The 26,129-nt window shown below is 36.6% G+C and carries 23 protein-coding genes and 1 pseudogene; 5 read left to right on the forward strand and 19 right to left on the reverse strand.

Features of this window, described 5'->3' with window-relative positions:
• Positions 1 to 42: 42 nt before the first annotated feature.
• The 5 genes from IGL37_RS07950 to IGL37_RS07970 form a co-directional block, all read right to left on the reverse strand.
• Positions 43 to 729, reverse strand: coding sequence for a Bax inhibitor-1/YccA family protein (locus tag IGL37_RS07950; protein ID WP_002360066.1), 687 nt, complete (start codon positions 727 to 729; stop codon positions 43 to 45).
• Entirely contained in the window at positions 722 to 1,207 is a 486-nt protein-coding gene (locus IGL37_RS07955; RefSeq protein WP_002357164.1) for a MaoC/PaaZ C-terminal domain-containing protein, read from the reverse strand. The genes IGL37_RS07950 and IGL37_RS07955 overlap by 8 nt, the downstream gene beginning before the upstream one ends.
• A 198-nt stretch (positions 1,208 to 1,405) precedes the next feature.
• Positions 1,406 to 2,743: a UDP-N-acetylmuramate--L-alanine ligase gene (murC, locus tag IGL37_RS07960; protein WP_002357163.1), complete on the reverse strand. Its 1,338-nt coding sequence runs from the start codon at positions 2,741 to 2,743 to the stop codon at positions 1,406 to 1,408.
• A gap of 154 nt (positions 2,744 to 2,897) precedes the next feature.
• Positions 2,898 to 3,851, reverse strand: a complete 954-nt coding sequence (locus IGL37_RS07965; RefSeq protein WP_002371977.1) for a hypothetical protein — start codon at positions 3,849 to 3,851, stop codon at positions 2,898 to 2,900.
• Between the two features lie 117 nt (positions 3,852 to 3,968).
• A complete protein-coding gene (locus IGL37_RS07970; protein WP_002360063.1) occupies positions 3,969 to 4,928 on the reverse strand; it encodes an aromatic acid exporter family protein in 960 nt (319 codons plus the stop codon).
• A 102-nt stretch (positions 4,929 to 5,030) separates the two neighbouring features.
• On the opposite strand from IGL37_RS07970, the gene IGL37_RS07975 reads away from it, so the two are divergent.
• The gene (locus tag IGL37_RS07975; protein ID WP_002365791.1) at positions 5,031 to 5,642 is read left to right on the forward strand and encodes an FUSC family protein; all 612 of its coding nucleotides are present in this window, start codon (positions 5,031 to 5,033) and stop codon (positions 5,640 to 5,642) included.
• 40 nt (positions 5,643 to 5,682) lie between these two features.
• Here the strand turns inward: IGL37_RS07975 and IGL37_RS07980 are convergent, their stop codons facing one another.
• A complete protein-coding gene (locus tag IGL37_RS07980; RefSeq protein ID WP_002360061.1) occupies positions 5,683 to 6,564 on the reverse strand; it encodes an ROK family protein in 882 nt (293 codons plus the stop codon).
• A gap of 2 nt (positions 6,565 to 6,566) precedes the next feature.
• On the reverse strand, positions 6,567 to 6,869 hold the full coding sequence (yidD, locus tag IGL37_RS07985; protein WP_002357157.1) for a membrane protein insertion efficiency factor YidD: 303 nt from the start codon (positions 6,867 to 6,869) through the stop codon (positions 6,567 to 6,569).
• 178 nt (positions 6,870 to 7,047) lie between these two features.
• Here yidD and IGL37_RS07990 point away from each other — a divergent pair, with 178 nt between their 5' ends.
• A complete protein-coding gene (locus IGL37_RS07990) occupies positions 7,048 to 7,200 on the forward strand; it encodes an SPJ_0845 family protein (RefSeq protein WP_002362024.1) in 153 nt (50 codons plus the stop codon).
• Between the two features lie 16 nt (positions 7,201 to 7,216).
• Here IGL37_RS07990 and yihA read toward each other — a convergent pair whose 3' ends face one another.
• Both yihA and clpX read right to left on the reverse strand, forming a co-directional pair.
• Positions 7,217 to 7,798 carry a ribosome biogenesis GTP-binding protein YihA/YsxC gene (gene yihA / locus IGL37_RS07995; protein WP_002357155.1) on the reverse strand — a complete coding sequence of 194 codons (582 nt, stop codon included), beginning with the start codon at positions 7,796 to 7,798 and terminating at the stop codon, positions 7,217 to 7,219.
• Positions 7,799 to 7,895: 97 nt separating this feature from the next.
• Complete coding sequence (clpX, locus tag IGL37_RS08000; RefSeq protein WP_002357154.1) at positions 7,896 to 9,149, reverse strand: ATP-dependent Clp protease ATP-binding subunit ClpX; 1,254 nt, start codon at positions 9,147 to 9,149, stop codon at positions 7,896 to 7,898.
• A 191-nt stretch (positions 9,150 to 9,340) separates the two neighbouring features.
• On the opposite strand from clpX, the gene IGL37_RS08005 reads away from it, so the two are divergent.
• Positions 9,341 to 10,369 (forward strand): lactonase family protein, encoded by a 1,029-nt coding sequence (locus IGL37_RS08005; RefSeq protein WP_033917902.1) that lies wholly within the window; start codon positions 9,341 to 9,343, stop codon positions 10,367 to 10,369.
• Between the two features lie 78 nt (positions 10,370 to 10,447).
• Here IGL37_RS08005 and IGL37_RS08010 read toward each other — a convergent pair whose 3' ends face one another.
• The 3 genes from IGL37_RS08010 to rihC are packed head-to-tail and all read right to left on the reverse strand — an operon-like array spanning position 10,448 to position 13,291.
• Complete coding sequence (locus IGL37_RS08010; RefSeq protein ID WP_002381769.1) at positions 10,448 to 10,936, reverse strand: GNAT family N-acetyltransferase; 489 nt, start codon at positions 10,934 to 10,936, stop codon at positions 10,448 to 10,450.
• Positions 10,937 to 10,947: 11 nt separating this feature from the next.
• On the reverse strand, positions 10,948 to 12,321 hold the full coding sequence (gene dcuC, locus IGL37_RS08015; protein ID WP_002360057.1) for a C4-dicarboxylate transporter DcuC: 1,374 nt from the start codon (positions 12,319 to 12,321) through the stop codon (positions 10,948 to 10,950).
• Between the two features lie 16 nt (positions 12,322 to 12,337).
• Complete coding sequence (gene rihC / locus IGL37_RS08020) at positions 12,338 to 13,291, reverse strand: ribonucleoside hydrolase RihC (RefSeq protein ID WP_002383111.1); 954 nt, start codon at positions 13,289 to 13,291, stop codon at positions 12,338 to 12,340.
• 146 nt (positions 13,292 to 13,437) lie between these two features.
• Between rihC and IGL37_RS08025 the strand changes: the two genes are divergently transcribed.
• Together IGL37_RS08025 and IGL37_RS08030 are read left to right on the forward strand one after the other, a co-directional pair.
• Positions 13,438 to 15,351, forward strand: coding sequence for a PfkB family carbohydrate kinase (locus IGL37_RS08025; RefSeq protein WP_010819456.1), 1,914 nt, complete (start codon positions 13,438 to 13,440; stop codon positions 15,349 to 15,351).
• Positions 15,352 to 15,469: 118 nt separating this feature from the next.
• Positions 15,470 to 16,978, forward strand: coding sequence for a helix-turn-helix domain-containing protein (locus tag IGL37_RS08030; RefSeq protein ID WP_002364143.1), 1,509 nt, complete (start codon positions 15,470 to 15,472; stop codon positions 16,976 to 16,978).
• 302 nt (positions 16,979 to 17,280) lie between these two features.
• Here the strand turns inward: IGL37_RS08030 and IGL37_RS08035 are convergent.
• The 7 genes and pseudogenes from IGL37_RS08035 to IGL37_RS08065 all read right to left on the reverse strand — a co-directional run bounded on the left by IGL37_RS08035 (position 17,281) and on the right by IGL37_RS08065 (position 25,964).
• A pseudogene (locus IGL37_RS08035) lies at positions 17,281 to 18,008 on the reverse strand (hypothetical protein).
• Positions 18,001 to 18,528, reverse strand: coding sequence for a 5-bromo-4-chloroindolyl phosphate hydrolysis family protein (locus IGL37_RS08040; protein ID WP_281517357.1), 528 nt, complete (start codon positions 18,526 to 18,528; stop codon positions 18,001 to 18,003). The pseudogene IGL37_RS08035 and the gene IGL37_RS08040 overlap by 8 nt, the downstream one beginning before the upstream one ends.
• Before the next feature lie 286 nt (positions 18,529 to 18,814).
• Entirely contained in the window at positions 18,815 to 19,534 is a 720-nt protein-coding gene (locus IGL37_RS08045; RefSeq protein WP_002357140.1) for an MIP/aquaporin family protein, read from the reverse strand.
• A 7-nt stretch (positions 19,535 to 19,541) separates the two neighbouring features.
• Positions 19,542 to 21,371: a type 1 glycerol-3-phosphate oxidase gene (gene glpO, locus IGL37_RS08050; RefSeq protein ID WP_033917901.1), complete on the reverse strand. Its 1,830-nt coding sequence runs from the start codon at positions 21,369 to 21,371 to the stop codon at positions 19,542 to 19,544.
• Positions 21,372 to 21,391: 20 nt separating this feature from the next.
• Positions 21,392 to 22,897, reverse strand: coding sequence for a glycerol kinase GlpK (glpK, locus tag IGL37_RS08055; protein ID WP_002357138.1), 1,506 nt, complete (start codon positions 22,895 to 22,897; stop codon positions 21,392 to 21,394).
• A 276-nt stretch (positions 22,898 to 23,173) separates the two neighbouring features.
• Entirely contained in the window at positions 23,174 to 24,640 is a 1,467-nt protein-coding gene (locus IGL37_RS08060; RefSeq protein ID WP_002397428.1) for a helix-turn-helix domain-containing protein, read from the reverse strand.
• Entirely contained in the window at positions 24,630 to 25,964 is a 1,335-nt protein-coding gene (locus IGL37_RS08065; protein WP_010819460.1) for an FAD-dependent oxidoreductase, read from the reverse strand. The genes IGL37_RS08060 and IGL37_RS08065 overlap by 11 nt, the downstream gene beginning before the upstream one ends.
• Between the last annotated feature and the right edge of the window lie 165 nt (positions 25,965 to 26,129).

A 26,129-nucleotide genomic window follows, 5' to 3' on the forward strand; every position in this document is an offset into this window, starting at 1 on the left:
AAGAGCCAATCTGCTGAGCAGATTGGCTCTTTTACGTTCATGTTAGTTGTTTTTACCAAAAATTCTTAAGAAAGCTAAGAATAAGTTGATGAAGTCAAGGTATAATTGTAATGCGAAGAAAACGGCCATCCCAGTACCTGCTTGATCACCTGTTTGCGCATAGACTTGGCGTATACGTTGGTTATCATAAGCAGTAATCCCTGAGAAAATTAGGACCATTAAAATGGAAATAAAGAATTCTACAGCATTACTGTGTAAAAGGAACATATTTAGCAACATCGCAATGATAATTCCGATTAAGGCACTATAAGCGGCATGACCAACTGCTGATAGGTCTTTCTTCGTAAAGACACCTACTAATGACATCGCGCCAAAGGTAGCTGCTGCACTTAAAAATGCGCCGGCCACTGTTCCACCAGTATACATTAATAACGTCACGGATAAAGTGACACCATTTAATAATGCATACGCAACAAATCCTGCAATCGCAATGGTTGGATTCTTCTGTGCTTTTGCGCCTAGATATAAAACTAAGCCAATTTCAACAAGCCAAATCATCCAAAAAGCTAAGCTTGATTTGAATAAAGTAGCTAGAACAGGTAAAAAGACAGTTGTCATTGCATAAGCCATGATTGCGCTAATACCAATTCCTAACGCTAAAAATCCGTAAATTTTGGCATAAAATTTATTCAAACCTGTGCCAGTTTGGATATACTCTTGATTATTCATAAGTTAAAGTCCCTTCTTTCTCTGTTAGTTCATCAATCGTCACTTGGGGTGGTTGAACCATCACCACTGCATCTAACACGCGATTTTCTTGCTCATTAACAGCCTCAACTGAAATGGTAATCACATCTTTCATTTTGTCGACTTTGATTACTTCTAATTGGAAAGTCAATGTTTCGTAATGAAAAACGGGTTCCACAAAGTTCACAGAGAAATTCACAACATGTGAACCTGGTCCTGGTAAATGTTTTGAAATCGCACTAGTGATAATTCCCATCAGCATAATTGATGGTACGATTGGTTTTTCATATTCTGTTTTTTGGGCATAATCATGTTGGATATATAAAGGATTCGCATCATTGGTCAAGCCCAAGTAAAGTAATAAGTCCTTGTCTTCAATTGACTCTGTCAAGGACAACGAATCTCCCTCTTCGATATCTTCGATGGTTTTGCCTAATTTTCTCGGTTTTCCGATATTCAAATTAGTACACCTCCGTTATTGATAAGATAATTGTACCAAAATGTACTTAAAAGGCAAGCTAAAAAGTAGTCCTTAAAGGATGTTTAAACAAAACCAATTTATCTGCCATGCTAGCATTCTAAAAACAAACAACGGAACAGGAGCAGCTTCTTATTTTTTGAAGCCAGATACCCCTGTCCCGATTTTGTTTATGTTCTCTTATAAAACGTTTCTAGTTGTGTTACTTAGTAATGTTTCGTAAGCTTGTTCAAATTTCTGAACGTCGCCAGCGCCCATAAAGACCACCACTGCATTTTCAAAATCTAGTAAAGGTGACACATTATCTTCGGTAATTACTTGTCCACCTTTTTGAATTTTTTCACCTAAATCTTCAATGCGTACCTCGCCTTGTGTTTCACGCGCAGAGCCAAAAATATTACATAAGAATACTTCATCTGCCAAATCCAGTGCTTCAGCAAATTCATCCATTAAGGCAATTGTTCGTGTAAATGTATGTGGCTGGAAGACAGCAATAATTTCTTTGTCAGGATATTTTTGACGAGCGCCATCAATCGTTGCTTTAATTTCAGCTGGATGGTGCGCATAATCATCAACAATAATCATGTCACTGACTTTTTTCTCGCTAAAACGACGTTTTACACCTTTAAAACTTAGCATTTCTTCTGCGACTTTTTGCATATCAAGTTTTTCAAAATAAGCCACAGCAATCACACCTAGCGCATTCATGATATTGTGATGACCAAATGCTGGTAAGACAAAATGACCTACAAAATCATCCTTGTGATAAACATCAAAAGATGAGCCTTCCGTTGTTCGTTGAATATTTCGGGCTTGGATATCATCCTCTTCGCTGACGCCATAATAATAAACTGGCACTTCTGATTCTAACTGGCGAAGATACTTATCATCACCATAAGCAAAAATTCCTTTTTTGACTTGATGAGCCATTGTTTGGAACGCTGAAAAAACGTCCTCAATGCTCTTGTAGTAATCTGGATGATCAAAATCGATATTCGTCATAATCGCATAATCTGGTGAATAAGCCAAGAAATGACGGCGATATTCACACGCTTCAAATGCAAAGAAATCAGCATCTGGTTCGCCGTGGCCAGTGCCATCCCCTATTAAATAACTAGTTGGATTGATACCACTTAATACATGTGCTAGCAAACCAGTCGTACTTGTTTTCCCATGTGACCCTGTTACAGCAATGCTTGTATACGGTTCGATAAAACGAGCAATGAAATCGTGGTAACGAATTACTTCTGCGCCTAATTCGATGGCGCGGGCGATTTCCTCATGGGTATCTGGAAAAGCATTTCCAGCAATAACAATCATGTCTTTATCAATATTATCTGCATTAAATGGTAAAATAGGGACACCTGATTTTTCAAGATCCCGTTGTGTAAAGAAATACTCTTCTACGTCTGATCCTTGAACGTTGTAGCCTTTTTGGTGTAAGACCAACGCTAATGAGCTCATGCCAGAACCTTTAATTCCGACAAAATGGTATAATTTGTTCTCTTGATTTCCCATTATAATCCTCTTCTCTGTCACTATATAAAACATACCTTTTTTAAAAAAAATTCAATCATACGAGATTCATTATCGTATAAAACAAAAAAATAATCAACTATTAAAACAGAATAAAAAACTTACATGTTTCAAATCCACATGTAAGTTTCATCTCTTAACTAAAATATTTACTGTTTTCTAATACAGAACTTGAATCTTCTAGCATCCCACTTAATGATTTATCCAAGATGCCCTTTTTCTTCTCTTCTGTCACAGGTGCTTCCGGCTCCACTTGAGCATTCGCTTTAGCTAATTTTTTCCCATAAGCAGTTTGACTTTTAGCATTTTTCTTTGCGGCATTCAAACGGGAACGCGAACGTAAATCCAACGCATCTTCGCCAAAACGTTCTAAGTCTGGTTTGATTTGTTGATATTGTCGTCTAGTTAAAGGAATCTCAGGTTCTGAGGTTGGAATATTAAACTTCCGCACCGTTGGATCTTCTTCCGTATCTTTCACTTGAAAAGCCGTTGGTTCATCATCAAGAATGACATATGAACGCCGATCTTTTTTCATTGCTTTTAGCAACTCTTCTTCAGTAAAACTAGGTTCCTGTTCCTCAGGAATCACAGAAGCCGGGATATATTTAGGAACAAAATAAGAAGGTGTCGTTTTCTGCACTAATGGTGATGCGGCAGGTCTACTTGGTTTCGCTACGACTTCTTTTTTTTTATACGTTTGTGTCCAGCCATTTCCTTTTGGCGTCCCAAAAAGGCTATTATTTTTTTTCGTTGCTTGTTTATTTTTCGTTGCTTTACTAGCATGTTTTGTGTAGTCTGGCAAATTAGAACGATGACGTGCTAATTGCTCTTGTTGTGCTGCCGTTAATTGTTGTGTTTGTTTATTTGTAGTTGATTGATTCGTTGTTGGTTGTTGGACGGATGGTGTGCTTTGTCTAGTATCTTCGGCAGATGTTGCAGTTCTTCTGCTACCAGACATTGCTTTACCAATCAGATCATCTTGAAATAAGTTACGTTCATTATCTGTTGGTAATTTTACGCCCTGTTCATCATCATACGCTGGAAAACGGAAATGTTTTCTCTTCACTTGAGCATTATCCATTGCGGTCATTCCTTTTATTTTTCTTTCTCATTAGTTTAACACATTCTCAATGAATACTAAAGAACTTGCCTGAATTTTTAAGAGAACAAAAAAAGAAACCTCCGTTTAAAAAGGTTTCTTTTTTGTTTATTTATCTAGTTGTAATTTGGCAAAGTCCGCTTTGACTTGAATGAATGACTGAAACAATTGTAAAAACTGAAAGAGTCGCGCCCGATTTTCAAATTCACTTCTTGTTTGCGGCAATGGTTTTGTGCGATAGGTTTCATAAACGGTCTTAATTCGATTCATAATTTCTTGTCCATCATTATTCTCTGCAAATGTTTCTGCCGTATATTCCAATAATTGTTGAATATAGCGAACTTGTTGCGCATCAACAGTAATATCTTCTAATAATTCCAACATGTTTTTTAGAATATTACTTTGCATTTTTCTCATCGCAAAGTACTCTAAATAGTACGTATTGGTAGACAGCAATTGATTCTCGGCATGATTTTTGGCCCACGTCTCGCCTGTGCGAATAAAGGTTTTTAAATCTGCACAATGCATGACCAAATTTCGCTCTCCTGCAGCGTTGTTTAAATGTAGCGCCATTTCCCTTAAAATTTTACGAAACATTGTTTCAATGACTTCTTGGTCTTCTCTTAAACGTTTTTCTGTATCAGGCATATAAGAATTAGCTAATAACGCTAGTCCCACACCAATACTCATTAATAAAAATTCATTTCCAATAATCGCCCAAGAAAGATTTTTTTCGACTAAATAATGAGTTACCAAAACGGAACTCACAACAATCCCATCAGATAATTGAAAATACACAGCTGCTGGAATAAATAATAACAAAAAAATACCAAAAGCAATCGCTGTAAAACCTAAAAAAGTAAAACAAATATACGCTAAAATAGTTGCCAAAGCTAAGGATAACAAACGATAAATTCCTGTCATGACAGATGTTTTTTTCGTGCTAGTAACACTTAAAACCGAAATAATCCCTGCCGAAGGGGCATAAAGTAATCCCAGTTTTTCCGCAATAATCATTGCTAATGCAGCGCTAATGGCTGTCTTGACTGTTCGTAAACCAATTTTCATGCATACTCCCCTTAAAAAATAATAATTCTTCACTTTTCTCTAGTAATTTTACCTCTATTTCGGTTATCATTAAAGAGAAAAGTTATTTAGGAGCGAATATTTATGATAGTGGGTCGATTTCGTTTAGGCATGCGAACGTTAAAAACAGCAATTGCTGTCATGCTGTGTATTCTTTTATTTCAATTTTTCCATCGTGGCTCACCTATGATTGCCTGTTTAGCAGCTGTTTTTTCGCTAAGACAAGATTTAAATACCAGTTTGTCTTTTGGAAAATCGCGCATTATTGGAAACACATTGGGTGGCTTTTTAGCTTTGCTTTATGTATTAGCACAAGATTATTTTCCTAATCAACACTTAGTAGAATTACTGCTACTACCACTTTTAGTCATTATCGTCATCGTTGTTTCTGATGGGATTAATAACAATGCTGGAATCATTTCTGCAACTGCGACACTTTTAATGATTTCTTTAAGTATTCCGCAAAGCGATTCCTTTCAATATGCAATGGAACGTGTGTTGGATACATTCATTGGGACCTTTATAGCGATTGGTTTAAACGTCTTTTTACAACCTAAGCCAGCAGAAGAAGCCCATGAAATTTCTGAAGATTTAGCTGAATTAGAAAAGAAAGAAAAAGAACTAGAAGCTTTACGCCAACAAGTTCAAGCGCGGATTGCTGCAGAAGAAAACACTGACGACAAGGCAAATAAATAAAGAAACAGCCGATTGAAGAGAATAACAATCGGCTGTTTCTTTATAGTTCCCAATTCGTTTTTGCTTGAAAGTTGGCGGCTGCGCCAATCAAGTTGGCATCATTTTGATAATGGCAGGTCACGATTTCTGGAACAAAATCTTTTAATTCAAAGGTTTGTAAATGCGTTAGCATCCGGCGATTAATCTCTGCTAATAAGCCTTCTTTAGCAGAAACACCGCCTCCGAGTACAATCATTTCAGGATCATAAGAAAACTGTAAGCCGAATAATCCTTGTGTTAAATAATCATAAAAATTATTGACTTCTTCGCGAGCAATCTCATCCCCTCGTTGTGCCAGTTCAAAAACTTCTTCTCCTGTCACCGCCTGTTTTTCGACTCCAATTCGTTCACAATAGCGCTGAGCCATTTTGACAGCTGTGCCAATTTCACTGAATGTTTGGCCATTACTTAAAAAGTTCAGTCCAAACTCGCCTCCATATAAATGAGCGCCTTTGTACAATTCACCATTGCGAAAAATCGCTCCGCCAATTCCTGTCCCAATAACGACAAAAAGCACTTCTTTTTTCCCTTTCGCCGCGCCTTCATATATCTCAGCTAAACCAGCACAATTCGCATCATTTTCGATAGTCACTGGTAAGCCAAACAACGCTTCTAATTCTTCATAAATGTTAAAATGATGAATATATGGAATGGCGGAAATCCCTAAAATCTGTTGACTTTTTTCGTCAACTACTCCAGGTGAACTAAAAGCAACACCACTAATCGACTCATTTCTTTTGTCTGCATAAACCGAATATAAATGCGCTTTCATTTCTTCCCAAGAGCCAGGTGTTGGAAAGCTCCCTTGATTTGTTAATTCTTTGCCTGTCCAAACGCCGTATTTCACGGAAGAACCGCCAAGATCAAATGCTAAAATTGCCATATTTATCCATCCTTTTCTACTTCTGTTTTCTTATTTCTTCGATACGTATACGGTCCATGATAGGTCTCATCAGGATTTTTCGTCAAGCGAAATTTCAACGGAACATAGTCAATGCCGCCTTTAACAAAAGGATGACATCGTAAAATCCGTGCTACCCCCATCGTTGTTCCTTTGACACTTCCATGTGTATGAATTGCATCAATCATATATTGTGAACACGTTGGGTAATAGCGACAACGTGCAGGCAATCCTGGAGAAATAAATCGTTGATAAAAACGAACACCGCCGATTAACGGATTTTTCATAAAGTGCCTTCTTTCTAACTAATTCTTACTAAAGAATAGCTTGTTTTTTCATGTTTGGCAAGTCTTAGTTACGAGAAATTACACCAGGTGCACCTATGACGAATTCTTACATTTCTGTTGCTATCCAAATGAAAAAAAACGTGCTACACTATAAAAAAAAGGAATGGAGGCTTAGTAAATGGGATTAAAATTTGAACGTTCCAATGACTTAGATAAACTCTTCGATTCTTTCGCCGTTGATCCATTAAAGAAAGAAGTACCTCTTGAAGAACTGGCAAAACAACGACAAGAAGCAAAAAAAGAAGAAGCAAAAAAACAAGCAAAAGAGTAATTTTGCTTGTTTTTTTCTATAGAAACTTTTCAATTGCTGTCCAAGCTGCTTCTTTTCCTTCTTTTGTTTCAGAAGAGAAAATAATAAAGTCATCTTGTTTATCAAAATTCAAGGCTTTTTTGATGACACTCTCGTGTTTGTTCCATTTGCCTCGCGGAATTTTGTCTGCCTTAGTTGCCACAATAATAACTGGCAAATCATAGTATTTCAAAAATTCATACATTTGGATATCATCTTGGGTCGGCGGATGACGTAAATCAATTAAAGAAACGACTGCACGTAATTGCTCACGTTGCGTGATATACGTTTCAATCATTTTTCCCCACTTCGCACGTTCTGTTTTAGAAACTTTGGCATAACCATAGCCAGGAACATCCACAAAGTGTAAGGCATCCTCAATTAAATAAAAGTTTAGCGTTTGCGTTTTACCAGGTTTGCCTGAAGTTCTTGCTAAATTTTTACGATTAATCAAGGTATTAATAAAAGATGATTTCCCAACGTTCGAACGTCCAGCTAAAGCAATCTCTGGTAATTGAGATTCAGGGTATTGTTTAGGGGATACCGCACTAATCACGATTTCTGCATTATGTACGTTCATTGTTTTCCTCCGTTCTTCTATTCAGTCTTTCATTCAAAAGCTTAACAAAAACAGCTCTTTCGGAGATCCGCCGAAAGAGCTGTTTTCAGCTTCAATCTTATACAGCTTCTTTATCTTTTTTGTTATAAATAATTGTTGGTTTACCGGTACCTTCAGCGGCCATTTTAGTAATGATAACTTTTTCAATACTTTCATCTGAAGGAACATCAAACATTACGTCCATCATAATTTCTTCAATGATTGAGCGAAGTCCGCGTGCGCCAGTATTACGTTCAATGGCTTTGGCTGCGATGGCTTTTAATGCTTCTGGTTCAAATTCTAATTTAGTGTCATCAAGAGACAATAATTTTTGATATTGTTTCACCAAGGCATTCTTCGGTTCTGTTAAAATTCGAACTAAATCATCATTCGTTAATTTATCAAGCGCAGCCATTACAGGTAAGCGTCCAATAAATTCTGGAATTAAACCAAATTTCAATAAATCTTCTGGAATAATATGTTGCATGATGCTTTCTTCTTCATTTAAAGCAGAATTAGTTTTACCAAAACCAATAGTTTTTTCGCCTAAGCGGTTTTTAACAATGGTTTCAATCCCATCAAATGCTCCACCAACGATGAAGAGAACATTCGTTGTGTCAATTTGGATAAATTCTTGATGTGGATGTTTGCGGCCCCCTTGTGGTGGTACACTTGCAACTGTTCCTTCAAGAATTTTTAGTAAGGCTTGTTGAACACCCTCACCTGAAACATCTCGAGTAATCGAAACATTTTCACTCTTACGGGCAATTTTATCAATCTCATCAATATAGATAATGCCCTTTTCCGCGCGTTCAACATTATAGTCAGCAGATTGTAGTAATTTTAAAAGGATATTTTCAACATCTTCCCCTACATAACCTGCTTCTGTTAAACTGGTCGCATCAGCGATTGCAAAAGGTACATTTAATGTTTTTGCTAACGTTTGAGCCAAGAAAGTTTTACCTGAACCTGTTGGTCCAATTAAACAAATGTTACTTTTTTGCAATTCAACGTCATCTTGAGTTGCAGCTGTTTCTGATTGATTCACACGTTTATAGTGATTGTAAACAGCAACAGAAAGTGTGCGTTTTGCACGTTCTTGTCCAATAACATATTCATTTAAAACATTTAAAATTTCTTGGGGTTTTGGCACATCCGTTAATTCTCGGACTGCTTCATCATAAAATTCTTCATCAATAATCTCTTTACATAGATCAATACATTCATTACAAATATAGACACCCGGACCAGCAACAATTTTTTTTACTTCTTCTTGTGTTTTCCCACAAAATGAACAACGAACGGTCCCGTTATTATCCGTATTGTCGTACATGTTCGTCACCCCTCTAAAAATCAAAAAATGACTGTCATCACAGTCTCTCATCATAATAGCACAAACCACTTTAAAATGCGAACATCTCAGATAGAAAGTTTTATTGTTCTTAGACTTCTTATGGTATACTACATTATATAAAAGCACTTTCATAAAAAGTGATTGTGTTGAAACAAATTGGAGGAATTGTGATGTTAGAACAAATTTTACTAGGTACCTATACTCGAAGAGCCAGCCAAGGCATTTATAAAATTGCATTAGATACGACACAAGGTCGTTTAACAGAAGCGACACTTTTGTTAGAAGAAACGAGTCCTACCTATCTTGCTCTGAGTCAAAAGGGCGAACTTTTTAGCGTCACTAGTGTTGACGGTGAAGGTGGCACTGCCGCTTATCAACCAGAAATGGACCATTTTAACTTATTGAATAAAGTAACTGAGGAAGGTGCGCCGCCATGTTATGTAGCTGTTGACGAAAACCGACAACTTGTCTATGCAGCAAATTATCACCAAGGTATCGTTCACGTGTATCGTATCTTAGAAGATGGTTCTTTGGAAGATGCTGACAAAGTGATTCATACAGAGCCAACTGGTCCTCATGAAAACCAAAACAATGCCCATGTTCATTACACAGATTTGACGCCTGATCAACGCTTAGTCGTCTGTGATCTAGGAACCGATCGTGTGTATACGTATAATGTTAGCTTAGATGGAAAGCTTTCTGAAATCGCTCAATTCGTGACTGAGCCAGGGACTGGTCCACGTCATTTAGTGTTCCACCCAACAAAATCATTGGCTTATTTATTTGGTGAGTTAGATAGCACTGTTTCAGTTCTTTCATATGATGAAACAGATGGTTCTTTCACTGAATTACAAAAAGTTTCTACTTTACCTGCTGATTATGATGCGTTTAATGGTGGCGCTGCGATTCGTATTTCTTCTGATGGCCGTTTCCTTTATGCTTCAAACCGTGGCCATAACTCAATTGCTGTCTATGCTGTTTCAGAAAATGGCGAAGCGATTGAACGAATTCAATTAATTTCAACAGAAGGCGATATTCCGAGAGATTTTGATTTAGATCCTTCTGAAGATTTCGTTGTTGTCGCTAATCAAGACTCTGATAACTTAACACTTTATCGTCGGAACCAAGAAACAGGCTTATTAGAAATGATTCAAAAAGATGTTGCTGTTTCCGAATGTGTTTGTGTTTTATTTGTATAATTAAGTTGACTATTTCCTTGGAAAATAACAGGAGTCAGATGCTAATTAATGTTTGCATCTGACTCCTGTTTTCTTATTTTAAACGATGGATTGGTTCTCCAATTCTTTAACGTATAAATAAAAAGAGCCAAAGTCTAAGCGATTCATTTGTAAAGATTCATGAATTTTTGTGAACCCTTTACTTTCGAAAAATCGAATCATTCTATGGTTTGTATGATTAGTCTGAGCATACATTTTACGTCTTCCTTCCCAGACTGCTCGTTTCTCCAATTCATGGAACAACAAACTGCCATAACCCTTGGCAATATAATTAGGCGAAGTTGCAAAGCGCTTTAACCAAACAAAGTCTTGTTCCTGCTCCATACATAACGTTGCCATTGAAAAAATCATTTCTTCGTGCACTAGCAAATATAATCGTTTTTTTGTAATGTCTTCTTGGATATCTCCTTGAGAAGGATAGTCCTTTGTCCACTGTGTAATGCCCACAACATCCATATATGCCTTTACTTCTGTTAAAAATTGAAGAATCATCGGTAACTCTTTCTCATCAGCCACTCTAATTTTCATTGTTTATTCTCTTAATAAGGTAACAATAGAATCGATAAGACAATCACACTAATAATGCCAATGATGGTCGGTACACTCGTCCGTTTTAAAATTCTGATGGGACTAACTCCTACTGTTGATGCGACAATCATGACAACTGCTGCTACAGGAGAAATCGTTCTAGTTAAATTCGCAATCATCTGCATTGGCAAGGAAATTAAAATACCATCAATCCCAGCTTTTTCGGCAATCCCAGGGATTAGTTCGATAACCGCATAAAACATTGCCAGTCCACCACCGCTTAAAATTCCAAAAAGGGTCGTTGCACCGCTGAAAATTAAGGTCGTGACAATTCCTGCTGAACTTGATGCTTCGACAGATGCCATAATACTATCAATAATTCCTAACGTTTGAATCGCAGACGTGAACAATGAACCGCCTACGACAAGCATCACAACTTGACTAAACCCTTGCCCCATTCCTTTAAACATCTCGACAGCCGTATCTTGAACCTTTTTAAAAGATTTCAAGCGAAGCGTCTCAACCAATACAGCAATGAAGAAAGAAATAAATGTAAGAACAAAAATATCCATCGTTATTCCTTTAATAAACATTCCTGCGATTCCTACTCCAACAATTAATAATAGCGGTAATATTGGCAATATTGCATAAAATTTAGGAACATCAAATTCTTTTTGTTTGCTTAAGCCTTCTTCATTTAATGAGACATAGGCAGCCTCACCTTCTTTTTTATCGCAGTATTTTTGCCAGAAGTACTGTGCAACCGCAATGATTAATAACGATGGCAGCGAAATTTTGGCATTCCATACAACATAATTTAACACATCATAACCAAGGGTATTTGCGGCGATTACGTTATCCGCGCCTAAAGGTGTTGGCATGATAGTTGCCGTCATTGCAATCACACCTGCAGCAGTTAATGATGAAATCCCCATGCTGGCTAGCATCGGATATAATATAGACATTAAAATAATCGCTAAGCTTGATGCACTAGGAACTACTAGTGACATTAAATTTCCAATTAAAAAGACCACAGGGACAAATAACGATTTACGTTTAATCTTCATTAATGGTTTCACCAAAAAGTTGACAGCCATCTGATTGGCCCCGATTGCATTCATATAGCCTGAATAACCAAAAAGAATCATAATTACAATTCCTGCTGAACTCACTTGTGCAATAATTGTATCTTTAAACTTCAAGAAAATATCAAATAATCCAAAACCGGTTCCTTCCCCTGCAGGATAAATGGGATGTCCTAGCATCCATGCACATGCAAGTAGAACAAGCGCACCAATAATTAAGCTGAGTGCGGGATGATAATTTTTTACAATCAAATAGGCTACAACAACTAAAACGACCAATACCAATAAACTTTCAATCATACTTATCCTCCTTCAGTTAATTAACCGCTTTCATTTTTTCGACAACCCATTTTTGAAAAGCTTCAACGTTTACATCTATACAGGCAACGGCATTCGTGTTTTTATGATACTTCATTTTTAAATCCGCAACAGTAGCTCCCGCAGCTGGACCTTCCAAAGCAACTTCAATGAACGTTTCAGTTGTCTCAAATAATTCTGGTGAAGTTAAATAGGCAATCGCACAGACATCATGCATTTTCAAACCTGTAGTTAAACTGCCGCCTCTATAATGACGGAAAAGACCATAAAACATTTCCCCCACTCTGCCAAGCGCTCTGATGGCTGTTACTTCATGATTCGTTAACACAGCTTGACTTGTAACATCTAATCCTACCATTGTTAGCGGGACACCTGATTGGAAAACAATTTGTGCAGCGTGTGGATCGACATACGTATTAAATTCGGCACTTGTATTTGTATTTCCCCTTGCTAATGAGCCACCCATCATGACGATTTCTGCAATATTTTCTTTGACTTCTGGATAGAGGGTCAGTAACAAAGCAATATTCGTTAATGCAGCAATTGGAACAATGGTCAAAGGAACATCACTAGACAGAATTTCTTTTCGCATAGCTTCCACTGCATGAATATCTAAACACGTAGAGATAGGTTGCGGAAACTCAAAGCCATCCATGCCAGTCTCCCCATGAATCTCAGCAGAATCTTCCAATTGAATAAGTAACGGACAATTACACCCCTTGGCTACAGGAACCTTTTTCCCAAAAAAATCGACAAGTTTCAAGGCATTATTTGTTGTTTTTTCTACATCTACATTCCCTGCAACCGTCGTTATTAAGCGAACTTCTAGGTTAGGATGATTCAGTGCAATCGCTAAAGCTACAGCATCATCAATTCCTGGGTCCGTATCAATAATGATTGGTCTTTTCTTTGTATCCATTTTTCTTCCTCCATTCACATTTAGGAAAAACATTTCCGGAAACGTTTTCTTAACTTGAGATTAACAGCGCTTTCATTAAAAGTCAAGCAGAATTTCTAAATAATAAATAATTAGGCTTTTTCTTGACTTTCTGCTTTTAGAATGCTTACTATAAAAAAGAGTTCAGTGAAAGGACGAAAATGATGAATATTAAAGATATTGCAAAATTAGCTGGCGTTTCCGCTTCAACTGTATCCAAAATTATAAATAATAAAGATCAAACTATTAGTAAAGAAACCCGTGAGCGTGTCTTAAAAATCGTTCGAGATTACAACTACACACCTTACTCAGCAAATCTCGTCACAAATAGTACTACAAAAACCTTCGTGTTATTATTAAATAGCCATGAAACTTTTGAGGCTTGGGTTACGAGCTTTATTGATAAAGCTCAAGAAAATGGCTATAACTGCTTGATTTTAAATAGTCACGGTAGTTTAGAACAAGAACTGAAAAATATTACCTCGCCAACTTTAAAACAAGCCAGTGGCATTATTTGGGACCCAATCAATGAAAACAGTAAACAATACGCGAAATTTATAGAAGAATTAACGATTCCTTACTATTTCGTCAATCACTCAACTAACGAATTACCTTCTCTAGCGGGGCTTTATGAAGAAGCTAGTTATGTTTTAACCCAAGAATTATTACAGAATAACCATAAAAAAATTAGTTATTTCGTCACTAACCCAAAATATAAAGAAGCAATTATTGCAGGCTATAAAAAAGCCTTGTTTGATGTCAATTTACCCTTTAGTAAAGAAAATATTTTAACTACTATCCCTGCTGATTTCAGTAATCAGCTTATCACAGATGGGATTACGGGTATCCTTACTGATGACTATACCCAGGCTGTTTTTTTGGAACAGCTTTTAAAGCAGAGCGGTTTGCGAACCCCCGATAATTACTCTTTACTCGCAATTAAGCGAAAAATTGATCGTTCATTTTTACCTGATCATATTTCTTCCGTCTTATTAGATACAGAGACGTTTGGTAGCCAGTTAGCCTTATTATTGCTTAACAAACGCAAAGAAAAAACAGCCTTGATTAATGACGCTGAAAAATTGGTGCTAGATCACAAAAATACATTAGGCATGTCTAGTGTTAATCCACATAGCAAAATGATTGTAGTGGGTAGTTTAAACGTTGATAATTATCTGTATTCAACAAATTTACCACATAACGGCAAAACAAATTTTTTGTCTAGCTATGCTAAATTCCCCGGTGGAAAAGGATTAAATCAAGCTGTTGGCTTAACCAAACTGGGGCATCAAGCCACCCTAATTGGTTGTTTAGGCTCAGACACAGATGCGAATTACTTATATAAAGAATTAGAAAAATACCACGTTACGACAGATGGTATCACACGTATTCAAGATACTGAGACTGGTCAAGCTTATATTTATGTTGAGACAAGCGGCGACTCCATGATTTCAATCTTACCTGGTGCAAACACAGCGCTTACACCTAAAAAAATCGCACAGCAAAAACACCTATTTATGGATGCCAGTTTTTGTCTCATTCAAACAGAAATTCCTTTGTCTGCTGTAGAGAAAGCTTGTGAAATTGCCCAACATTCAGGCGTACCGATTATTTTAAAACCAGCTGCTATTCATCATATTCCAGTGAATATACTAGAAAAGGTTGATTTTTTCATTCCCAATGAAGATGAATTATTGGAACTTCAACCAGATACTGGTACATTAGAAGAGAAAGCGGCGTACTTCTTAGAAATGGGCGTAAAAAATGTCATTGTTACTTTAGGAAAAAAAGGCGTGTTATTAAAAACACCCCAAGTGTGCCACTATTTCCCTGCAACAGAAAATATAGCTGTGGATAGTACTGGTGCCAGTGACAGCTTTATCAGCGCGCTCGCCTCCTATCTTTCGAAAGGTTATCCGACTGAAGCAGCCATTCAAATAGCAATTCAGGCTGCAGGATTTTCAGTTTCTAAAGAAGGGGTGATTGATTCTTTAGTTGATCACGTCACTTTGGAAAATTATTTGATAAAAAAAGAACCCGCTCTTTTTGCTCATCGTAACACCTGTGTCGACTGACACAGGTGTTTTCCTGCTGAATATCTTGTTATTTTCTCATAAACCAATGAGAATTGTTCTTTTTTATTACAATTTATTAGGCGAACTATTATAATAAAAGAGAAGTTATTACTAAGGAGTGAGTCTCATCAAAACACAAGATGCCATAAAAACATTTTTACTTTCAAAGAAAACACAAAAAAAATTGGCTGTCTTTTTATACTTAGCAAAACAAACGAACCTTGATTTATCTAGTGTTGCCCGAAAATTCGATCTTTCTACTAAAAATTTATCAATTTATCTTCGTGAAATTCAAGAAGACTTAGCAACCCTTCCTGAAAATACCTTAGAGATTCAGATCCATCACGGAAAAATTTCATTACATACGACTTCCAATGATTTTCTTTCCCACTATTTTTTATTATTTAATTATTACTGTGTCCATTCTACTGACTTCATTCTTTTTCAAGCAATTATCAAAAAAGAAAACAATTCTGTCTGGAAAGTGAGTCAAGAAACTAATTTTAGCTCATCTTACATTTACAAACGGTTAAATAACATTAATAAACTATTTGGTTTGTATGGAATTTCCGTCCATTTTTCCCCCTCCGCGAGTAAAGTGATTACAGGTTCTGAATTTCAAGTCCTATATGCTTTTCTTGATGTCTACTGGACCATCTTTTTAAATACCTTAGCCTTACCACGTTATACCTCTACTTATTTTGAAGATATACTGACGCAACATATTAAACCAGAAATTCTTGAACGCTTGGAACACGCTTCTCTACTAAAATTAAATTTACTTTTACACATCGCAAAATATCGCTTTCCATATACTTGTGAAGATGATCTCCAAAAAGAATTTGAAGAACATCCTTATTTAAGGCTTTTCTCAGACTCAAAACAAACTATTTTTTGTTCCCAATCAAATTTTTCAGAAGATCAACAGCGGGTTGTAGATATCATTGCACCCATTGCCATTGATAATTTTGATTCAGCAAAACGAGCCAAAGATTTACTGGTTGCTCTAAATGAAATTTCTTGCCCAGAATATTTCTACGTTGATTCTTTATTAACCAATTTTTGCGAAGTTTTTCAAATTCCAAAAATGCGTGAATTTGATCGTCATTACTTCTTACTTATTTTATTTAAAAATATTATCTATAACCAATTATTTATTTCGCAGCAACCAAATACCGCAATTCTAGATTTTTTAGTCAATAAAAATAGTACTTATCAAAAAGATTTACAGAAAAAAATTTATGCTTTTTATCGAAACTTTTCAGCGCATTCCCCTTATCAGTTAAGATTTAAGGATCAGGAGAACCCAATTTGGACATGTGAATTGTTGTTACGAATTTATAAGCACTATAGTCCCCGCAAAAAAATTAAAATTGGTGTTGCATATTCTCGCGATTTTTACATTGCTAGCTTTATTATGATGAAAATCAAGCAAGCATTTAGTGAGGATATTATTTTTGAACGAACCGATTTTTCTAGTTGTGATATTGTGATTACTGACTATCCCTTATTTGATTTACCAAAAGAAATAGACCGAATTTACATTTTAGAAGAAGAATTAACCCGAGAAGATTGGGAACTAATTTTCAGTAAAATAAGTATCGCCATTTTTGATTTGCAATATTAAAACAAACATCAAGCGCCAACCTGTCTCACCAGCCATAATGAAAACAAGCGACCTACAAACCACTTCTGCCAGTTTTAGTCTGACAGAAAATAGTTTGTAGGTCGCTTGTATATTGCTGTTCTTTTCTATGTTACCTTCAAAGACAATCTAGTAGCGTACTTCAGTCCTTAAAGTGCTACGCTTCCACTGCCGATCAGTTTTTAAGCCTGAGACAAAAATCCAAAGTGTTTTTTGTCTCAGGCTCTTACATTTTTTCAACAAAGGTATTGCTAGGCGCTACTTGAAGCTGAAAACTATTTTCTCTATCGAGATTCCTCATCAGTAGACTCAAATTTAAAACTTTTTTCTATAAAAGCGACTTCTTTTGCGTATGTTTTTACAAAAGAAGAATAGTCTTTGGGATCTTTGACCTTTTCCAATTGGTCAACAGAGACTTCTAATTCAAATCCTGTCCCATCTTTAAAGAGATAATATTTTGAGATGTCTGTATATCCTTGATTCCGTTTTAAAATATAGCCGGTTTGTACATCAGCAATTTTATCAATTGGGTATGCTTTGATAAACTCTTTACTTGTATCCAAATAATCAGAAAGACTGTTGACAAGATTGCCAGAAAGGTACATACCTGCCGATGTATAATAGTCTCTTTTTTCATAAAAACTGATATTGCCTAGATATTTTGTATCTGGATACTCCTCTGTAGAAGGTAAAATTAAAAAGTTCTTTTTGTGGTAAGTCCAGCTTCTTTTAAAGGATAAACATCTTCTGATGAAGCGGAGTAATCCCAATAATCATCTTTCTCCGCAAGATCAATATATACTATAAAGCCAATTGCTACAGCAATGCCTATCCAAATAATTTTTTTGTTCTTTTTTTGTTTTTTCTTTTTTTTCGTCTGTGGTTTTACCACTTTTTTATTGGGGTTAGGAAGTTGCTTTACTGTGTCTGTTCTTGTGACAGGAAAAAACGACCATTTTGGCTTTTGAAAAAGCGCATCATATGTATCATAAAAATTCTTTTGTTTAGCCATTTTTTCTCTCCACTAATTTTTTTGATAAGGCAATTTCCTCAGATGCTTCGGAGACTAATCTTTCATAATCATCTGTGATACTTTCCGACAACGCTCGTATGGTACTTAAGATACCATTGGTTGCAAGTGTTATTTCTTCTGTTGACAATTTATCTTCTTTAATGCTTAAAAACCGTTCTGATGCTCGTAAAATCTCTGGTACCTTATGATATAAAAAATCACTAAAATGAGTAATTGCTTCAGGATACTTCACTAAGTGTTTAAAGATGCCCTTAGCGGAAGCAACACCCAGTTCTACTTGTTCAATTTTTTTTAAATTTCGTGACTTATTCGTTAGTTCGTTTAAATAAATAATTTGTTTTTTTAATTCGTCCATAATTCTTTGGTACATCTCTAGGTCACTGTCCGTTAGATGGTGCGTCGTTTGATATTTTTTTAGATTTCTTTTATAACGGAAATACGTACGACCATTTCTATAAATAACCCAACCAATGTACCCAGTCCCCACTAACAAAACCATTATCCCATTCAAATCATTTACTCCTTTTTAAATTAGTATATATTACTGAATAACACACTGTCCAGCTTAAAATTGACAAATAAGTATGAAATGTTACTCCCCCAATTACTTGTGCACTTTTATTGTATCATATAGGAAAATTGTTCTGTTCCGCATTTGGACAAATTGTCTAAATGTCTAAGGGAATCTTTTTTTGTTTAATATGTAGCAAAAAACACTTGCAAGAATTGATTACTTCTCACAAGCGTTTTTTATTGTCTAAAACAACTATTTACATTTCATTTTATTAAATAGTGAATAAATAAATTACTGCAGCTAATGAAGCACCTAAGATAGGTCCCACAATTGGCACCCAAGAATAAGCCCAATCAGAATCACCTTTTGTTTTCACAGGAATAATTTGGTGCGCTAAACGAGGTCCTAAATCACGTGCAGGGTTAATTGCATAACCTGTAGGTCCGCCTAATGATAGACCTAGTCCTAAGACCAAAATCCCAACAAGCATTGGGTTAATGCCAGCCGCTAAGTCGTTTTGAGAAAAGGCTAGTAAACCAAAAACCAAGACAAATGTGCCGATAATTTCTGTTAAAACATTGGCTGGATAGTTACGGACAGCTGGACCAGTGGCGAAGGTTCCTAAAATAGCACCTTTGTCTTCTGTAATGTTCCAATGGGGTAAATAAGCTAACCAGACAACTAAACCACCAATAAAACCGCCTAGGACTTGAGCTACGATATAAGGTAAAACCATGCCCCATTCAAAGTTTCCAGTAATTGCCATCGCAACTGTTACAGCAGGATTTAAATGCGCTGGACTCATATACCCAGACATGTAAACAGCTAATGTAACAGCAGCGCCCCAACCTAAAGCAATAACGACCCAACCAGAAGCAAAGGCTTTGCTTTTCTTCAAGTTAACTGCGGCACAGACGCCATCCCCTAGTAAAACTAAAATCATCGTTCCGAAAAATTCACCGAATAATTGTGTCATCATCGAAGTTCCCATTTTTTCTTCACCCTACTTTCAAATTTTTTAAATCTGATTCTTCAATTACTTTTTCTAATGTTTCAATGTGTCGTGCTCTTTCTTCCGCTGTCCACTGATAATGCTGTGCCATTTCTTCAATGACTCCCGCTTTCACTTGGTCCAAACGATCACGCATAAATAATAAGTGGTTGGTCCGTCGCAATAAAAAGTCGACGGGTGTTAAAGCCATTTCTTCTTCCATCGCATAGTTTAAAGAGACAGTTTCTGTTAAGGTTAAACCAGGAATTACTTTGGCATCATCAATCATTTCAAAAACAGTTGATACGTTGGAGCCATATAAATGAGCTAAGTATAATGCATCCTTTTCACTTAACCCTTTAGACACGCCATGTTTTGCCAACGCTTCTAATTCTTCGTCTACCGTTGCAGGGTTCAATTTCCCGCCTGAAACTGGATAGTTTTTAGAATCAATTAAGGTGAATTCTTTCTGGTATTCTTCTGCTAAGATGGTTTGAATCATTTTCATCGCACCTTCTGCCATTTTACGATAATCTGTTAATTTCCCACCAGCCAAAGTGAGCAAGCCATCCGCTGATCTTTCCAATGAGCTGCCTCGAGAGACAGCTGAAGGATTGACTTTATTTTCCACCAAACTGTCTTCCAGATGGTTTAGGACTTCTTCAATTTCTCGTTTATCTGTTTGATTTTTTTGGTATCTGTCAACGACATCAATGACTTCATCAATACTTTTATCTGAAAGTTTGCCATTGTTTCCCCCATTATAATCTGAGCCACCGTTAGCAGAAATTAAAGGTCGTAAGCCAGCCCAGCTGGCTTCGATATCATCAATTGTTAATTGCACCTCTGGATAACGATTATTGACTACTTCCAATAGGTAATCCACATCACTTTGTTCTACTGTTGGATTTTGAAAGTCTCCATGGTAATCTGTATCCGTCGTCCCAAAATATGTTTTTTCTTCTCTTGGAACAACGAAGACCATGCGGCCATCTTGTTTACCTGTATCAAAATACGTTGGTTGAGGAACATTTAAACGGCTTTTGTCGACAACTAAATGAACCCCTTTGGTTGGACGCATTTGTGGTGTAAATGAATCATTTTTGTCTAAGCCTCTTAATTTATCTGACCAAGGACCAGTAGTATTAATCACAACATCTGCGTGAATCTCAAACTGTTCGTCAGTTAGTAGGTCCTTTGCTTGAATGCCAGTAATTTTCCCTTCATCATTGTATAAAAAGCCCACCGCTTGAACCCGACTCACAGCATGTGCCCCGTCAGCTACTGCTTGTTTAATATTTTCAATAACTAAACGAGCATCATTATTTCGGTAATCTAAATAAACACCGCCACCTTGTAGACCTTCACTTTTTAGTTGTGGCTCACGTGCCAAAACCTCGTCTTTTGTCAACAGATAGTTGGCGTACTTGGTACCTGTTACATCAGCTAACTGATCATATAAATCCATTGCTATTTTGACAGAAAATAGATTAAATGTTGCATTTGGCTCATCATAAATCGGCAATAACATGGGATCCGCTTTAGGGATGTGTGGCGCAATGGATTGAACGACGGCTCGTTCTTTCACTGTATCTGCCACCACCTCCACGTCAAACGTTTTCAAATAGCGGATACCACCATGAACTAATTTGGTTGATCGTGAAGAGGTGCCCTCTGCGAAATCCTGCATTTCAATTAACCCTGTCTTCATTTTAGCGGCACTGGCTTGCAGGGCAACGCCTGCGCCAGTAATGCCACCACCAATAATTAAGACATCTAAGTGTTGTGTTTTTAAAGCGTCGATTGATTGTCGGCGTGTTTCTATTGAGAAAGTCATAGAAAATTCCCCTTTTCCATTTACTTATTTTTACGTTTGAATTGTTGGGTAGCTGCTACTGCTTGTTGCCAACCTTCATATAAATCTTCTCGTTCTTCTTCCGCCATAATTGGTTCAAATTGTTGTCCTTCTTCTTGGAATGCTTTGATTTCTTCTAAGTCTTTCCAGAAGCCAACCGCTAAGCCCGCCAAGAAAGCTGCGCCTAAAGCCGTTGTTTCTAAGTTATGGGCTCTTTGAACAGCAGTGTTTAAAATATCTGCTTGGAATTGCATCAAGAAATCATTGTTTGCTGCTCCACCATCTACTTTTAAGACAGGAATGTCTATGCCTGTATCTTCTTTCATCGTGTCAATAATGTCACGAACTTGATACGCAACTGCTTGAAGTGTCGCTTTGACAAAATCTTCTCTCGTGGTACCACGTGTCAATCCAAAGACAGCCCCACGCGCTTGTGAATCCCAATATGGTGCGCCCAAACCAGTGAATGCCGGAACCACATAAACTTCATTGTGTCCTGTTGACGCTTTGGCTACTGCTTCAGATTCCGCAGCCGTTTGCAACATTTTTAAGCCATCTCGTAACCATTGAATCGCTGAACCAGCCACGAAGATACTTCCTTCCAAGGCATAATATACTTTGCCGTTAATGCCATAGCCAATAGTGGTAAGCAGATTATTTTTAGAAAGTTGAGGTTCTTCGCCAGTGTTCATGACAATAAATGAGCCTGTTCCATAGGTATTTTTAACCATCCCAGGTTCAAAGGCCATTTGACCAAATAAAGCGGCTTGTTGGTCACCAGCCATCCCAGCGATAGGAACTTCACTTCCGTAAAAATGGTAATTTTTTGTTAGTCCATACACTTCAGAGTTCGAAACGACTTTCGGTAACATCACTCGTGGGATATTTAAAAGATCCAAAATTTCTTGATCCCAATCTAAATCATGGATATTAAACAACATCGTCCGACTTGCATTTGAATAATCAGTGACATGAGTATCTCCCGTTAATTTCCAAACGAGCCAAGTGTCAATTGTCCCAAACATCAATTCTCCATTTTCTGCACGTTCTTGCGCACCTTCTACGTGATCTAAGATCCAACGAACCTTCGTTGCTGAGAAATAAGCATCAATGATTAGCCCAGTTTTTTCATGAATCATTTCGCTGTAGCCATCTTCTTTTAGTTGATCAGCAATAGGTGTCGTTTGGCGTGATTGCCAAACAATTGCGTTATAAATGGGTAACCCAGTTGCTTTGTCCCAAACAACGGTTGTTTCCCGTTGGTTTGTAATCCCAATTCCGGCAATATCTGTAGGTTTCACTCCTGACTCAATTAAAGAACCTGCAATAACGGATTGAACAGAATTCCAAATTTCATTGGCATTATGTTCCACCCAGCCTGCATTAGGAAAATATTGAGTAAATTCCTTTTGTGAACTACCAATTTTGTTTCCTTTTTTATCAAAAATAATTGCACGAGAACTAGTCGTTCCTTGATCAATCGCCATAATGTATTTTTCTTCTGCCATGATAATTCCTCCTAAACGTTTTTGAAATCGTTTTCTTTATGTCCCTATCTTACAAATAAAAGAATAACTAAACATGTCAAAAACTTTTTTTATTTAAAAAAAATTGAAAGGATTTCTACTAAAACCAACAAAGACAACGCTTTCAATAATACTTTTATTATCTCTAATTTTTCAATAAAAAGAAACATTTTTGTTTAAAAAAGCCTAATTTTCGACTTTTAATTGTAAAAAGGCTGGTGCGAGGATCAGACAATTTCCGTCACACCAACCTTTTGTTTATTTCTCCCGCAAGGTGCGTATTTTCTTTTTTAATTGTTGCACATCATAGGTCGAACTTAATTCTGACAAAACATAGACTTCCGGTGTTCCTTGATAGCTCGTTTGCTGATAATTGGTCACAATTAAATCATATGTTTGTTCAGGCTGATACCTCTCCACCAGCGTGCCATTCATATTTTTAAGACTAAGCATTAATACTTGTGTTAACGCCGCTTGATAAAGAGCATCCATTGCTAAATGAATTCCAATTTTTATTTCACCAATCATTTTAAATTCAATTAATGCCAACACGCTTAAATATTTGACCAGAGAAAGTTCATGCAAACTATCTCCTGGTTGATACGTTTCATCAAAACAAGCTAAAGCTTTTTCTAATAACGTTGTTGAAAAAGAAGCTAATTCCCGACTAGATAATTGCTGTTCTTTTTCCCAGATATGGGCCCGATCAAAAACTTCCAATTCTCCTTTAAAAAAATACAGTTTTCCATGAATTTGTGAAAAATAGTAAGCCATGGTTTTCTCAAGAGTAGGTTCAAATTTATGGGGCCGATAATACAAGACCACATTTTCCAAGATAAACGTATCAGCTAAAGAAACAGCGGAACGACGTCCCCGAATTAAGGAATATTCATCAAAAGCTGATTCTGGTAAGACCGACATTGTGATTAGAAAAACAAAATGAATCATGCTTTCTCCTTCGTCTAATTCTAATGAATAGCGACTAGAAAAACGGAAAAACAATTGTCGAACTTGCTTAAATAACGGATCTTCTTTAAAATCAATCATTTTCTTTCTCAATTGTTGATATTTTTTTGAAGTGACCGCTAGGCGCTTTTTCGTAATACTCAACCAAAGGCTAACTTTTAACGCATTATGTTCATTAAAAGTAAAACCTAAGCCAGTCTCAATCCCTTCAATTATCCGTTTATTTAACGGCGACATCGTTTTTTTCTGGTGTATTTCATAGGGAGTAATATACCAATACAACTGAAAGTAAAAGTAACGAATCTGCAATTCTTCTCCCTGTAGTTGTCCATTTTTTATTTGCAAATCAAAGGCGGCTAACAATTGATTGAGTTCCTTAATCTTTCGAAATAAAGAAGACTCACTAATCATAAATTTAGTCGTTAATTGAACAATAGAAAACTCTTTATTACGATATAAATAATCTAAAAGTTGAAATTTAAGAGACTCTTTTACAAATGCTTCAATTAAATGATTCAACGAAAAAAAATCCGATAAGGTGATTGATAGCTGTTGGCCATCATAAGTAAGCTGACAATCCTGTCCAAAAGGTTTCAAAAAATAATGTAAATCCTCTAAGTCTTTTTCAAAGGAGGCTTTTGTGACCGCTAAAAATGCTGTTAAATCAGAGACTGAGCAGGTACCGCCTGCTAATATGGTTTGTTGCACCGTTAATAATTGTCGCATCGCTTTCTTTTCCAATAACGTCTCAACTTTCATCGTTCTCTCTCCAATAAGCCGAAGCACCCATCAAATTTGTAATATCATAAATATTGGTTAAGGAAGGTTGATAAAAATAATCTTTTTGTAATAGGTCTGTCAGTGTCTGACCTGTTTGGATACTTAATGCTAACGTATTTATTTTTTCTAAACAATTGTTTTTTGAACAAAGCTGTGCCCCAAGGACCCGTTGTGTCACTTTATCATAGATTAATTTGCCTAAAATTTCTGTCCCATGTTGTAGAGGCGGCGCTGGCTGTCTAACAATTACGGAAGCAAGTGTTTGCGGAAAAAATAAACCTTCCGTTTCGGTTAGACCTGTACTAGCAAGGTAATAGTCCCCCACTTTTGTTCCCATTGTTCGCAAAGAGCCAATGAATCGGTGTGTTTTTTCTTCTAAATTGTTGGCGACTACTAAGCCAGTTCGTACCGCATTATTCACTAACGGAGCATAAAAAGTTTCCGCGACTGGTTCATTCATAACTGAAATGCAATCTCCGATGGCAAAAACATTCGGCACTGAAGTTTGTAAATAAGAATCCACCGCGATTGTCTGATCCAGATTCCGTTGAATTTTTTTATCCAAATAGGCTAATTGAGGATGTAAGTTTAAAGCAAAAATCCCACTGTCACAAGAAATTTCCTGCTCGCTTGTTTCAAGAACAATACCATTTGCTGTTTCTTCAATTCCTAGGACCGTTTCTTCAAAATGGAAAATTACTGCTTGTTTTTCCAAAGATTTTTGAACTTCTGCAACCATTTCTTTATCAAAATATTTAGGCAATAGATTTTCCAAGCTTTCAAAGACATGGACCGTTTTCTTCATTTTCACAAGAAAATCAATAGCTTCCATTCCAATGGGTCCTGCACCAATGACGGCTACTGTCTGGCTATTTTCCAGTAATGGAACAGCCGCTAAAGCACCTGATAAAAATTTATATTTGAGTAGTTTTTCTGTTTGACTACCACGAATTTGCGTGGAAAACTGGCTCGCGCCTGTCGCTAAAATCAATTTATCATAAGAATACCACTGTTGCTCTTCCTTTCGTGTCCAAGCAATCAATTGGTTCTCAACATCCATTGCCACAACTTCTCTATTTAAAAGCAACTGAATCTTTTGACGACGTAATTCCTCTTCCGTTATGTAACGTGCTTCGTGTAATTCATTGATGGTATGATTAAAATACGCACTTAAGCCACCAGATAAATACCCCACTGTTGCTTGTTTATCAATTAAAGAAATTTCTGCTTGGGGATATTTTTTCCTTGAAGCAATTGCTGCGGAAATACCTGCGAATGATGCACCAATAATCACAATTTTCATTTGTTTCCTCCTCTGTCAGGACCTACTATACTTCTCTCAGTTTATCATGATTAAAAAGAATGCTAAAGCAACAACTATAGTTTTCACTTAAAATAATTATTTTTGCTGAGCGCATTGCTTTTCAAGCACTTTCATTTTCATTTATAATAAATGTTACTACTGTTT

The organism is Enterococcus sp. AZ119, assembly GCF_050546175.1.
GTDB lineage: Bacteria > Bacillota > Bacilli > Lactobacillales > Enterococcaceae > Enterococcus > Enterococcus faecalis.